The 13,116-nt window shown below is 48.8% G+C and carries 13 protein-coding genes; all 13 read right to left on the bottom strand.

Translation table 11 applies throughout. The features are described from left to right. Positions 1-15 precede the first annotated feature (15 nt). The 13 genes from sdaAB to IEY34_RS26160 all read right to left on the bottom strand — a co-directional run bounded on the left by sdaAB (position 16) and on the right by IEY34_RS26160 (position 13,104). On the bottom strand, positions 16-684 hold the full coding sequence (gene sdaAB / locus IEY34_RS26105) for an L-serine ammonia-lyase, iron-sulfur-dependent subunit beta (RefSeq protein ID WP_189017194.1): 669 nt from the start codon (positions 682-684) through the stop codon (positions 16-18). Between the two features lie 55 nt (positions 685-739). Next, on the bottom strand, positions 740-1,807 hold the full coding sequence (locus IEY34_RS26110) for a dihydrodipicolinate synthase family protein (protein WP_189017196.1): 1,068 nt from the start codon (positions 1,805-1,807) through the stop codon (positions 740-742). A 2-nt stretch (positions 1,808-1,809) separates the two neighbouring features. Beyond that, the gene (locus IEY34_RS26115) at positions 1,810-2,826 is read right to left on the bottom strand and encodes an NAD-dependent epimerase/dehydratase family protein (protein WP_189017199.1); all 1,017 of its coding nucleotides are present in this window, start codon (positions 2,824-2,826) and stop codon (positions 1,810-1,812) included. 178 nt (positions 2,827-3,004) lie between these two features. Continuing rightward, the gene (locus IEY34_RS26120; protein WP_189017202.1) at positions 3,005-4,336 is read right to left on the bottom strand and encodes a hypothetical protein; all 1,332 of its coding nucleotides are present in this window, start codon (positions 4,334-4,336) and stop codon (positions 3,005-3,007) included. Between the two features lie 572 nt (positions 4,337-4,908). Next, positions 4,909-5,040, bottom strand: a complete 132-nt coding sequence (locus IEY34_RS37370; RefSeq protein ID WP_268240180.1) for a hypothetical protein — start codon at positions 5,038-5,040, stop codon at positions 4,909-4,911. Positions 5,041-5,092: 52 nt separating this feature from the next. Next, the gene (locus tag IEY34_RS26125; RefSeq protein ID WP_189017205.1) at positions 5,093-5,329 is read right to left on the bottom strand and encodes a hypothetical protein; all 237 of its coding nucleotides are present in this window, start codon (positions 5,327-5,329) and stop codon (positions 5,093-5,095) included. A 284-nt stretch (positions 5,330-5,613) separates the two neighbouring features. Next, a complete protein-coding gene (locus IEY34_RS26130) occupies positions 5,614-6,435 on the bottom strand; it encodes a dienelactone hydrolase family protein (protein ID WP_189017208.1) in 822 nt (273 codons plus the stop codon). A 28-nt stretch (positions 6,436-6,463) separates the two neighbouring features. Then, positions 6,464-7,465, bottom strand: coding sequence for an aldo/keto reductase (locus tag IEY34_RS26135; RefSeq protein WP_189017211.1), 1,002 nt, complete (start codon positions 7,463-7,465; stop codon positions 6,464-6,466). Between the two features lie 262 nt (positions 7,466-7,727). Continuing rightward, on the bottom strand, positions 7,728-8,945 hold the full coding sequence (locus IEY34_RS26140) for an ABC transporter permease (RefSeq protein ID WP_189017214.1): 1,218 nt from the start codon (positions 8,943-8,945) through the stop codon (positions 7,728-7,730). Positions 8,946-8,962: 17 nt separating this feature from the next. Then, positions 8,963-9,676, bottom strand: a complete 714-nt coding sequence (locus IEY34_RS26145; RefSeq protein WP_229757843.1) for an ABC transporter ATP-binding protein — start codon at positions 9,674-9,676, stop codon at positions 8,963-8,965. 524 nt (positions 9,677-10,200) lie between these two features. Further along, a complete protein-coding gene (locus IEY34_RS26150; RefSeq protein WP_189017217.1) occupies positions 10,201-10,704 on the bottom strand; it encodes a GNAT family N-acetyltransferase in 504 nt (167 codons plus the stop codon). A gap of 115 nt (positions 10,705-10,819) precedes the next feature. Next, entirely contained in the window at positions 10,820-12,289 is a 1,470-nt protein-coding gene (locus tag IEY34_RS26155) for an arylsulfatase (RefSeq protein ID WP_189017220.1), read from the bottom strand. Next, positions 12,289-13,104, bottom strand: a complete 816-nt coding sequence (locus IEY34_RS26160) for a carbohydrate ABC transporter permease (RefSeq protein ID WP_229757844.1) — start codon at positions 13,102-13,104, stop codon at positions 12,289-12,291. The genes IEY34_RS26155 and IEY34_RS26160 overlap by 1 nt, the downstream gene beginning before the upstream one ends. Positions 13,105-13,116: the final 12 nt, after the last annotated feature.

A 13,116-nucleotide genomic window follows, 5' to 3' on the forward strand; every position in this document is an offset into this window, starting at 1 on the left:
TAATCATGACAATAATTAGGAAAGAACAAGCAAACGCAGTGAACGCACAGCATCAATAGCAGAAACGGCACGCACCAGTTCATCCGGAAATTCACTGTCTGCCTCGATTACAGTTAGAACTTCACCACTGCGGCTGCGGCGGTCAACATCCATAGAACCTATATTCACGCCACTTTGCCGAAAACAACCAGTAATCTCAGCCAGCATGCCAATCTGGTCGGTATGTGTAATGACCATCGTCGGGAAACTAGCCGAGAAACGGACATCGAAATCATCGATACCGACAATTTCGATATTTCCGCCCCCGATAGAAGTGCCTAATACAGTTAAATCAGAAAAACCCTCTGCTTTGAGGCATATGCGCACTGTGTTTGGGTGACCGACGATACCTTGTGAGGGAATAAGCAGCAGCTCCACCCCCTGCTCCTTCGCAGCTTCCAACGCCTCCGGAATCCTTTCGTTATCCGTGCCCCAACCCAGCAAGCCTGCGGCAAGTGCCACATCCGTGCCATGCCCGCGGTAAGTTTCGGCGAATGATCCATAGAGATAAAGTTCAGCGCGCTCAGGCAACCTGCCGAACAACTGACGAGCAGCTAACCCAATCCTTACTGCGCCGGCTGTATGTGAACTGGAGGGTCCTATCATGTCAGGTCCAATGATCGAAAACACGTCCTTAAACCGCATGCAATCCCCTCCTTTAAATAAACCTGCCGCTTCGAAAACCTATCAAAATTTTCGTTTATGACAACCATTCGGCCAAATGCTTTTTCACAAATGCATCATCATTCAAATGCGGATAATCGCGATACATCCGATCGATTTCTTCCGATTGTCCAGGTGACAATTGTTCATGCGGATTCAAACACCATGTTCCTTTGATCAGCCCCTGGCGGCGCAAAACTTCATGAATGCCAGGGATACAGCCAGCAAATGCATGAGCAGGATCGAAGAACGCTGCATTCGAATCGGTGACTTCCACGTTGCGTGTCAACCAATCCAAGGCGATTTGATCATTCAATCTTGCTTTCTTCACTTCAGCCAGAAGCTCAACTGCTTTATGCGTCCAAACAGCCCAATGACCGAGAAGCCCACCAACGATGCGCTTTTCCACGCTTTGACCCTCTACCTGAAAACGATAGACCGTCAACAAATCATTGACGATATTATCATCATTGCCGGTATACAAGGCGATCTCATCACGACGATCAGAGTAACAAACGGCACGAGCAACATCGATCGTTTGATAGCGGTTGAACGGAGCCATCTTGATGGCGACAATGCCAGGGATGTTAGCGAATTCTTTCCAAAAATCGAAACTGAATGCTTTCCCTCCAACGGAAGGTTGCAAATAAAAGCCGATGACCGGAATTTGTTCCGCTATTCGTGCGGTTCGCTCCAGACTTTGCGCCTCGCTCCAATCGCTCAATCCACCCATGGACAGAAGTCCTGTGTCATATCCAAGCCCTTTGGCGATCTCGATCTCGTGCAGCGCCTGCTCCGTTGGACCACAGATGCCGGCTACCTTGAGGAAGGGCCGATCCAATTGCGCGCGATCCACTTCCTCTGACGCCATCCGCAGCACTTTTTCAAACAAATTAAACTTAGGATCGCGAATTTCAAATTGCGTCGAGTGCACACCAACCGCGATGCCGCCCGCTCCGGTTGCCATATAATATCGGGATAATGCCCGTTGACTCTGTTCATCCAACTGTCGATCCACATTCAGCGCAAGTGGATGTGCCGGGATGACCAGCCCGTCATGCAGCGCAATTTTCTGTAAAGTAGATAATTCCCGCCGTGTCGCCATGTTTAGAATTTCCCCTCTCTCTCCTGAAAGTGAGTCGGTTTGTTGATCGTGCTGCCGCCATGTTGCAGCCATTCTGCGACCCAATCAAACATTTGCAGCAGGGAAACACGCGGATAACCGAATAATTGCATGCTTTTGGAAGCATTGCTGAGCAAGGCAGTTTCGGATTCTTGACCGACAAACTGCGGTTCAATACCAAGTCGCAATCCTAATTGCTGAGCAGCATATTTGACGGAAACCGTCTCAGGACCTGTGACATTCAGGAAATTAGCCGGGCTTTGCGTCGCAAGCAGCGAACGAATGGCGATCTCATTGGCGTCTCCTTGCCAAATACAGTTAAAGTGTCCCATGGCCAAATTGATTGGACGTCCTTCTTTAATGGACTTCGCGATTTCAAGCAGTACGCCATAACGCAGGTCGATCGCGTAGTTCAATCGGTACACTAACACCGGCGTTCCATTCTTTTGACTATAGTGCTCGAATACCCGCTCACGGCCCAGACAGGACTGTCCGTACTCACCGATTGGTGCTGGAGCAATAGCTTCATGTGCGCCTCCATAAGTCACTGGCGTAAAAGGATAAACATTTCCTGTAGAGAACACGACAATGCGTGATTGGCTGAATTTATCTGCTACACGCCCCGGTAAATAAGCATTCATAATCCATGTAAAATGTTCCTTGCCCGTCGTTCCGAACTTTGTTCCTGCCATGTAGATCACATTTTTCACGTCTGGCAGCTCTTGCAATGCTTGATCGTTGAGCAGATCACAAGCTATGGTTTGCACGCCGTAAGACTGTAGCTCGTCTTTTAATCCTGCCTCTGAGAAACGCGAAACACCATAGACGACTTTCTTCACGCCTGCCGCCGCAATGGCATTCATAGCCAGCTTCGCAAGGCTGGGTCCCATCTTCCCGCCAACCCCAAGAAGCATGATATCCCCGTCTAATTCCCGCATAAACGCTATTAATGCCGCTGACGGCTCCGCCATTACTTGCTCCAAATCTTCCAATGTTCTCATCCTGTCTTTCCCCTCTCACCTTCCATATTGTGCGATTATGAAAAAAGTATACCGTGCCAGATATATAAAAGACAAATCTATTAATTGTCTTTAAATAAAGGAGAAGCTCCCACGATTTCAGATGGAAATCGCTTTACAGCGAGAAAACATCCGAATGCGCAGGAGCTTCTTTTCATGGCTACATATTCTCCAAAAATGAAAGACGAAACAATTGCTTAGGCCTTCCTTTGGGCACTTTCACAGACCCTGCAATCGTGATCAGATCATGATCCATCCATTGCAGTAAAAGTCGATGCGTGCTGCGCACGGTTATGCCAAGAATCGTGGCTAGGTCATGCACTTCATAATCCAACTTGCTCGTCCTCGCGACAGTGGCTAATAGTCGGCTTAAATAGGCCGAAGTCATTCCCGCATCCTCGGCTTTTTTGAGAAGTTCAGGGTCTGTTACGGATAAATCGCGACTTAGTGAATCCGCCATTTCCAGCGGGCCAATTAACGTCTTGTCTTCACGAACAATGAAGCAAGTATTGCCTCCGGCTTCTTTGCACCGCCGCAGCGCCAACCTTGCATGCGTGCCCGCTTCATTCGCGCTGCGTCCGAAGCCGATGCCCATGCTTAACGACAGCCCGAGCGATTTCCAGATCTCTCTGGCCAACGGCACTGTCTTGTAACCAACCGTTTCCCGCTCGAAGATGCCTCGTGTCGTAAAGAATAAGTACTCATCGGCCCCCAGATGGGTCAAATAACCGTCCAACGATTCCACATAATCGATTAGCATCCGGTGGATATCAAGCTTAAAGCGCTGGATATCGTGTTCGGATCCTTTGAACTGCAGCCTTTTGCCGAAGTCGTCCACATTCAGCATACCGACTAGAATCTGCGCCTCCTTGCTTCGTCTCGTCTCCGTTGACAAGAGTGCCCGTTCCAGCACAACCGTAATGTTTTGATCCGTCGGCTTGATCCATTCGCACGGAATCCCTTTCTTCGTGAGTGCGTCCGCAACCTCACTCTCCGTTGTTAGAGCTGCTAGGGTGCTGCCGCTCTCATAGGCAGCGGTGTGAAACGCCACAAGCTCGTCTGCTTGCGGATAGGGCTGACCGTCATAAACCTCAAAGCTGGCTGGCGCCTCGCCGATTTCGGCGACGATCCTTCCCACAGCAGAGGCCGTGAAGGAATCAATGCTGTAGATGGCTGGCTTCGAGTCATGCCAGCGCCCGCTTTTGAGACGATAAAGCGCACTGAATAAACCTGTATCCGTTAGTGGAATCACATGCACGGGCAGCGGGGTAACCACTTGCTCCTTCACCCTACGGTACAGTGTAGGGCCGGTAATCAGGAGCACCTCGACCTTCGTCAACAGTTCTTCCGCAGCGGCTGGCGCTTCCTCCACCGAACATATTCGCGCCACAGGATGAAAGGAAGGAAATGACGAGGTGATGACATGCAGCACCTTGTTCACCAACGCTTCCGGTCCAAGAATCCCGATCGCGATCCGATTGGCAATATCCATAACAGGCTGACTCCTTTAAGTGGTTAGTGACCCCATTATAACCACATGCTGCCCAGATGGACAAGGGATTTACCCTATTCACATGTTATACGCTATCCCCACCATCTATCTGACTCCATCAACAGGAGTGCTAGCATGGACGTGCGGCGGCACGTCCAATGTCTAAAGAACGCCTCACGTTGTTGATTGGATTAATCCAATCCAACAGCCGTATAGGTGGTTATTTTCGCATCTACATTGGATTTATCCAATGGTATCTGATAAAAGACGCCAAATAGGCGGCATATTTTAGGATTCCAATGGATAAATCCAATCCAACAGCCCGATGGGGGGCCAAATTCACGATTACATTGGATTTATCCAATGTAATAAGATTCCTCCTGTTAGTCTGGTAAGGAATCTTGAAGTTAGCTAGTTTAGACAGATGGTTGGGAGAACGCTGAGAGTAGCTGCAAAGGAAAGTAGCTGAAATATCTGGACTGTGCGTCGGCACGTCCAATGTCTAAAGATCGCCTCACGTTGTTGATTGGATAAATCCAATCAAACAGCCGTATAGGTGGTTATTTTCGCATCTACATTGGATTTATCCAATGGTATCTGATAAAAGACGCCAAATAGGCGGCAGATTTGAGGATTTCAATGGATAAATCCAATCCAACAGCCCGATGGGCGGCCAATTTCACGATTACATTGGATTTATCCAATGTAACAAGATTCCTCCTGTTAGTCTCGTACGGAATCTTGAAGTTAGCTAGTTTAGACAGATGGTTGGGAGAACGCTGAGAGTAGCTGCAAAGGAAAGTAGCTGAAATACCTGGACTGTGCGTCGGCACGTCCAATGTCTAAAGATCGCCTCACGCTGTTGATTGGATAAATCCAATGGTATCTGATAAAAGACGCCATATAGGCCACAGATTTGAGGATTTCAATGGATAAATCCAATCCAACAGCCCGATGGGCGGCCAATTTCACGATTACATTGGATTTATCCAATGTAATAAGATTCCTCCTGTTAGTCTGGTACGGAATCTTGAAGATAGATGTTTGGGAGAACGCTGAGAGTAGTTGCAAGGGAAAGTAGCTGAAATACCTGGACTGTGCGGTGGCACGTCCAAGCTTGAAGGGAACTACACTAAGATCCTCTATTTGTCGCAAATCTTGGGAGACTGCTATCTCCTACACCTATCTATTGCCGCGGTACCGCGGTCGACATTAACAAAACTGGCAACAAAAAGAGCCAAACAGCTTGGGCTGTCTGGCTCACTCATCCCTACTCGCTAGCGATCAGCCAGCACACCACGAAGAAACTTCAGCGTCCGCTCATAAGCATCCTTGGCGGATGCAGCATGGTAGCTTGGACGCGTGTCATTGAAGAACGCATGCTGAGCAGCTGGGTAAATGTAGTACTCGAAGGATTTGTCCGCGGCTTCCGCTTGCTCCGCAAAGCCTGGGATTTGCTCCGAAATCCGCGTATCGAGCTCGCCATAAAGTCCCAGCAGCGGCGCTTTGATGTTCGCTAGCAGCTCTGGCGATGGCGGATTGCCATAAAAAATGACTCCGCCGCGAAGCGCCGGGTCATGGCCCGCAAGCGCGGCTGACAGCGCGCCGCCCAAACAGAATCCGACCGAGGCCACGCCCTGGCCCTGCGTCGGCTCATACTCATCGCGCAGAAATTGCGATGTCGTCTGCAACTGCTGGACGAAGTCGCTCCATCTCGTCTGCAAATTAAGGAGAAGATTCAGCGTCTCGGTGATTTGGATCTGCTCCGCTTCCGGATATCCAGCCAGCGCCTCTGCCCGCTCCTCGGGATTTCGCCATGCAGATGAAGGAATGGCATTCAGAAACGCCTGTGCAGCGGCTACACGAGGCGCTTCAAGAACCGCTTCCCTCGACTGATTGCGGGAAAATAAATCAGGAGCAAAAGCCACAAACCCCGCTTCTGCAAATCTCCTAGTTACGTCCTGGATGTGTGCATCCAAACCCCAGATTTCCTGAATAATGATCACGGCAGGAAGCGGACCAGCCACATCCTCCGGTCTCGCCACATATCCTGTATATGCTCCTTGTCCATAATGAACCCATTCTGACACAACGCTCATGATCAATTCCTCCTATGTTCGACTGCCTTTATTTGCCTACAAGTTCCACATGCGCTTGACGCGTAATTGCATCAATCTCATTCAATTCTTCCACATTTAATCTTTCATGAGCTGTCGGCCACGCGTCCGTAATATGATGAGGCTTCGACGCCCCCAGAATAGCCGAGGTAATGCCTGGTCTGCTCAGCACCCAGCTAAGCGCCAACTGTGGCAGGGTCCGATTTTTCCGCGCAGCAATTGGCTTCAATCGCTCTACAATGCGGAAATGATGCTCCTGCTCCAGCAAGGTCTGAATCCGTTTTTCACCGAAAGCGCCTCTTGTACCGGCCGGCGGCTGCTCGCCATAAGCATATTTGCCTGTCAAAAGACCTCGGCCGAGCGGACTATAGACAATAACGCCCACGCCTTCCGAAATGGCAAATGGCAGCAGTTCCTGTTCAATGCCGCGCGTGATAATGCTGTATTCCGGCTGAACGCTTTGGAACCGCTCCAAGTGCAATTGCGCGGAGATTCCGTGCGCTTTGGCAATTTGCCAAGCTGCATAATTGGATGCGCCGATGTAACGGACTTTCCCCGAGCGAACCAGATCGTCCAGTGCACGCAGACTTTCTTCAAGCGGAGTCTGCTCATCAAAACGATGAACTTGGTACAAGTCTATGTAATCGGTCTTTAATCTTTGCAAACTGTTATCAATCGCCCGATGGATATGATAGCGGCTTTGTCCAGCATCATTAATGCCCAGCCCGACACGTCCATGGACCTTCGTTGCCAGAACGATCTGATGCCTGCGCGCGCCAAGCAAATTACCGAGAATCGTCTCGGATTCTCCCGTCTCAAGCGGATTATCCTTATCCATGCCCGAGCCGTAGACATCTGCCGTATCCACCAAATTAATACCGGCCTCAAGCGCTGCATCCAACACTTCAGCCGATTCTTTCTCACTGATCCAGCGGCCAAAGGCCATGGTCCCCAAACTCACTTCAGATACTTGCAATCCCGTTCTGCCTAATGTTCGAAAGCCAATACTCATACCATCATCTCCCTAATCTTGCTATTCATACTTACAAAATAATCTAGGATAAGTACCGACTCCAGGAAAGACAAAAAAACGAAGCAGCACTTCTTTTGAAGCACGTCTCCGTTGATACGGTAGAACAATCGATATCACATATACGTTTCATTGCCAAGTTCTCAATGCCAAGTCATTCACTTGGATTAAACTCATCGTATCACCCCGGCATAAACACGTCAAGCCATGCCCACGGATATCCGAGCAGCATGGCTTTGGTCGTTTAATACCAACTTGTAAATACCGATGATGTCCCATAAGCAAGCGGAATGGCAGCCCCGATCATCAGCAGCGGCCCCCACCAAGTAAAGAATGAAATGCCGGCGAATAAGCTGATTAATACAATGGCTGGCAGCACTAGTACGGGAATTGCTGTTTGCAGCGCTTGATGCTTATCGGTGTCCTGTATTGGAAAAAGGGTCAAAAACGGCGCTCTTAATTCATCTTTGCAAAAGGATTTCCGCCAGAAGACCAGCAAACAAGCGGCGATTATCCAAACAATGATTTTAATCGCACCAGGCAGAGCAAACATAGCCCCGCTAAGCACAACAACGAATTGGAGCGTCTGTTTCCACTGCGTGCCACTTCTATAAAAGGATTTGGTCAACAAATCAGCAAGCCCGTTGCCGGCCCCTTTTCCCTTGAACAAGCGCTGTGATCTGGCAAAAAACAGCGGATACTTCCGCGTTGGTTTTCTTTTCTTCTCCAGTACACGGATTAACATTAACGAGACGATTCGCATCCGCGCATCACGTTCTCTGGCAATGTCCGCGAAGAAGGTCCCTTTTTCTTGCAAACGAGCTCGGGTTAAGAAAACAAACAAGACTACTAGCAAAAGAATCGCAACCCAATTGTACAAGGCGTGATCTGCCTCTTTGACGATAAACTGGTACATAAAAAATGCGCCTGCAAAAATGACGATTCGCAACAGCCACAGTACAATCCCGTAGAACCGCAATGCGAGCAATTGACGCATCAAACCAAAGTTAAGCTTTAACACATAGGTTAGCAGCCAGAAAGCAATCACTTGCGTCACGCTGTAGGCATAGCTTTGCATCAACAGCGGAAGAAAAACAAGGATCAACAAAAGTGTTGTTAAGCCCTGCAAAACCAAAGAATACCTGTAGCCAAGCACCATCAGATGATGAAACCACGTCTGGTTCTGCCTCAGAAAGAGCTGATCGCCTTCCTCCACAAAATATCGAATCGTGCCCAGCCAAGTAAACAGATAGAAGACCACAGCCACAACCATTGGGGTTATCCAACTAAACCAATCAGGCTGCTTCACCCACCATGAATAATACTGATACCCAGCCACAATGATCAGCGGAATAACAAAATAAATCGCTATGATCCAATCCACTGCCATCCGCAAAGCTTTATATTGAAAGTACCAATCCGAACGAACTCTTCGCGTAAATAGCTGAAAGCTGCTGTTCAACAATGCGCTCCCTCCTTTCATAATAAGGAATGGAAGCAGTCGAAGAGCGGCGCTTCCGGCATGCCGCATTGTTGTTGAATATCCTGCAACGTTCCATTGGCGACCAATCGTCCGCCTGATAGGAGCACAAACGATGTACAGATGCGTTCTGCCGTATCTAATACATGTGTACTCATTAGAATTCCTGCGCCGCGCTTGCGTTCTTCATCCAGCATCCCCAAGAAATCTTTGATTGCCTTAGGGTCCAGACCGATGAAGGGCTCGTCCACAATATACACATCAGGCTTATTCAAAAATCCGAGGATCAGCATAATTTTCTGCTGCATCCCTTTGGAGAATTTCCCAGGTAATTGGTGCTTCTCATCCAGCAGTCGAAAACGATGCAAGAGATCATCCGCGCGCTCAAGGAATACCGTACGATCCAGTTCATAGACGGAAGCCGCGAATTCCATATGCTCCCATAATGTCAATTCATCGTACAGAATCGGATGCTCGGGAATGTAGGCATAACTTTTGCGTTCACCCATAAAGGAGATTTCCCCTTTAAAATCCTTCAACAAACCTAGGATACTCTTAATCGTCGTACTCTTTCCTGCTCCATTGGGACCCAATAAACCGACCAGTTCCCCTTGCTTCACATCAAAATGAATCTGTTTAATGGTATCAGGCTGTTCCTCATACCCAGCTTGATCAATATGTACTTGTAAAACAGCTAATCGTTCATCTGACACTTACTTTCGCCTTCCCTTCTGCCCATCGCTTACCTCATCATATAGCACGGATCACGAATTTCCAACATCATCTTTTCAGCATCATTTATGAGCGGCTTTGTATTGATCCATATACTCCTTCAGGATTGAACTGCCCACGCCTTTGGACCAAGCATCAATTTGGTTCTGTACGCCCAAAAGGAAATTATGCAAACAGCAAAATAGCGCCTTGTAGTTCCCTCAACTTAGCGATATGGACACTTTTGGCCAGAATAACGGCTTGTAGTTCTCTTACCTCCGCGCATCACCCCCTCCCTGGTGGGGTCTCAAAGTCCCAACATATATAAGCAAAAGACCGTCAGGGAATTCTCACCCTGGCGGTCTTTTGCTTGTAACCTCTATTCTAGCAGCCTCACTTCTCCGATGGTTTGCTGCCGCACCGTCGAATCCATCAGCTACTTTTCCAATCGCCAACTCTCCGTGTTCTCCCAACCATCTATCCAATTCCACCACCAGTAGCTTATCGGCTTGCGCGTGGTTCCAGCTTATACTTGCTTCTCATATAAGCTCCCTAACCAGCTATGCTCTCCCGCATGCAATTCATAGGTGCCGATGTAAGTGAACTCCTGTTTGCGATAATAAGTATTCAGCACCTCATTGGTAGCCATGCAATCCAGTCTTACGTACTTTTTGTTGTGAGACTTCACATAATCTTCAATCCACTTGAGCAAATATTCACCGTATTTGTGTCCTGCCTTTGTTCGGCGAACCACAAATCTGTGCAAATAACCGGACTCTTCATTATGCAAATCTCCCCACACGCGAGGATCAGACCATTGCAGAGCGAAGCTGCCTACATATTCCCCTTTATGCTTAGCCAGAAAAATCTGTCTATCCTCAAAATAAGCCAGCACGACATCACGATTAAAATGTTCAGGACGCCATTGATTAATGCCTTTGGACAGCATCCAATGCGCAGCTTCCAGCCATAAGGCCAACACGTCATCCACTTGTGCGGGGGAAGCCTCCACGATTTCTACATCTTCCAATTGTGTAACACTCCCGACGATTCAAAGTAACATTATCCCGATATATTAACTGGGTATATGTTCGTATATGAATCTAACTTTACCATCCCCTACTTTTCGCTGTCAATCCATCGCTTTAGGATAGCCAATCGTAGGAAGAAGCTTCTAATCGCTTCTGATAATACGGAGAGACGATATAAGGTTTACCAGCTTGCAAGACGAGCTGATCCCCCTCCGTCAATCCGAGATTGCGTGATGCCAAGCGCTGCACCAGCCTTTGCCGCCACATCGCTATTACGTCATGCCACTCCGGATGAGAAGCCAAATTCACACTTTCGCTCAGGTCCGTTTGCAGATCAAACAACTGCTCAGTCCCCAGCCGGGGAAACCAAATATATTTGATTTTGCCATCCGTCAGAAATTGCATCTCCTGCTCTTCCGAGTAACAGGTGGCATGTTCACCGTGAATATAAGTGCGTTCATGCTCCTTATCCCCGCCCATTAAGCTTTTCATGCTGATTCCATCCAGCCTCCTCTTCACTTCCAGACCGAGAAAATCAAGGATAGTTGGCATGACATCTTGCATGACGACAGGGTGAGAGACTTCCCTAAGAACGGGTTGCTGCCAAGCTGCAGGAGGCTTCACAATGAGTGGAATACGCGCCGATCCTTCATAAGCGTACGTTTTGCGCCACAAATTGTGATCCCCCAGCATGTCGCCATGATCAGACAGAAACACGAATAACGTGGGGTCAAACAAGCCTTTCTTTTGCAGTACCCTTATTAATCGCCCCAACTGATGATCGATGAAAGTAATGGAACCATAGTATCCCTGCCGCGCGCGCCGGATCGCTTCCGGACTTTGAACGCCACGCCACGCGTCAGGCTTCAATGCTTCTACCGGATCGTTATGCTGCTCATCCCAGTCGCCCCGATAAGGCTCAGGAATCGGCTTATCCCCATAAAGATCAAAGTAATACGATGGCGGATCATAAGGGGAATGCGGCCTAGCAAAGGATACTTTTAAGAAAAACGGTTTGGTGGGATCCCGCCTTTCTACGAAGGAGATGGCTTCATTAACCGTCCACGCCGTTGGATGCAGAGCTTCAGGAGCATGATAAGGCCGAGCCATCCAGCTATTCCAGCCAATGCCATGATCAGAGATGTCGTACGGGCCGCTGCGCTGCTGCAAAAACCAGCTCCTGTAATCAGACACGAAGCCAGGATCTTCTTGGCGCCCAGATTCATCCAAGACCGTCTCATGGAATCCATTCCTAGCGCGCTGCGGGTAAAAGTGCATTTTGCCTACACCAAAAGTTTGATAGCCAGCTTCAGCAAGCGCTCCTGGCAAGGTGTAGTCGAAGCCTACCCCCATCGGTCCCTGTCCTCTGCCCATCCCGAGAATTCCTGTGTGCCAGGGGTCCAAGCCAGTAAGCAGGGAAGCCCTAGCTGGCACGCAGGATGGCGATGGCGAGTATGCATGTGTAAAGCGCGTCCCCTGTGAGGCTAGCCAATCGAGATTAGGCGTTTCTACGACACTATTTCCATAACAACCCAGCGCATCAGCACGATGCTGATCAGTCATGATCAGAATGACGTTATTCATCAGCTTTTCACCCCAGTCAAAGCAATTCCTTGGATAAAATACCGCTGCAGCAAAATAAACATCAAGATCAGCGGCATGACGGAAATACAAGCAGCCGCCATCATGAGCGGATAATCCGTGGCGAATTCGCCAACGAAGCTGGCTACCCCTAAGGACAGCACGCGCATTTTGTCCGAACTAGTTAGAATCAAGGGATTCAAGAAATCATTCCATGAAGCAATGATGACAAAGATCGATAATGAGATCAATCCCGGCTTCGAGAGCGACAGATACAAACTCCAGTAAATCCGCGGATAGGATGCGCCATCCATTTTGGCAGCTTCGCCGATTTCAATAGGTAGGGACAGGAAGAATTGGCGCAGCAGGAAGATGCCAAAACCACTGGCGAGCCCCGGAACAATTAGAGCTTGGTACGTATTCAGCCAGCCTAACTGTTTCATCAGAATAAAGGTAGGCAAGAGTGCGAGTTGGTGCGGCAGCATCATGACGGATAGAACCAACAAAAACAAGCTATTTTTCCATGGAAAACGCATGGTGGCGAAGGCAAACGCAGCCAGCGAACAGAATAGCAGCTGCCCTGCTGTTTTGACTACGGTTACGAACAACGTGTTGCCGAAGTAACGCAAGAACTCGGTTTTTTGCAGTACTTTGCCATAATTGGCAAACTGCCAGGCAGCTGGCAGTATCGTTGGCGGCGCCTGCATGGACTCTGCAAAAGTTTTGACGGAAGTAAGCGCCATCCACAGCAAAGGCATCGCCATTGCCATAACGCCCAGCAGAAGCCCAGCGTGCAGCAACAATTTTCCTAATTTCACATGTACCCCTCC

It is taken from the genome of Paenibacillus marchantiophytorum, from assembly GCF_014640555.1.
In the GTDB taxonomy this organism is placed as follows: Bacteria; Bacillota; Bacilli; order Paenibacillales; family NBRC-103111; genus Paenibacillus_E; species Paenibacillus_E marchantiophytorum.

Coding starts and splice junctions, on each gene's coding strand:
- sdaAB (WP_189017194.1), bottom strand. CDS start 684: ATGCGGTTTAAGGACGTGTTTTCGATCATTGGACCTGACATGATAGGA.
- IEY34_RS26110 (WP_189017196.1), bottom strand. CDS start 1,807: ATGGCGACACGGCGGGAATTATCTACTTTACAGAAAATTGCGCTGCAT.
- IEY34_RS26115 (WP_189017199.1), bottom strand. CDS start 2,826: ATGAGAACATTGGAAGATTTGGAGCAAGTAATGGCGGAGCCGTCAGCG.
- IEY34_RS26120 (WP_189017202.1), bottom strand. CDS start 4,336: ATGGATATTGCCAATCGGATCGCGATCGGGATTCTTGGACCGGAAGCG.
- IEY34_RS26130 (WP_189017208.1), bottom strand. CDS start 6,435: ATGAGCGTTGTGTCAGAATGGGTTCATTATGGACAAGGAGCATATACA.
- IEY34_RS26135 (WP_189017211.1), bottom strand. CDS start 7,465: ATGAGTATTGGCTTTCGAACATTAGGCAGAACGGGATTGCAAGTATCT.
- IEY34_RS26155 (WP_189017220.1), bottom strand. CDS start 12,289: ATGAATAACGTCATTCTGATCATGACTGATCAGCATCGTGCTGATGCG.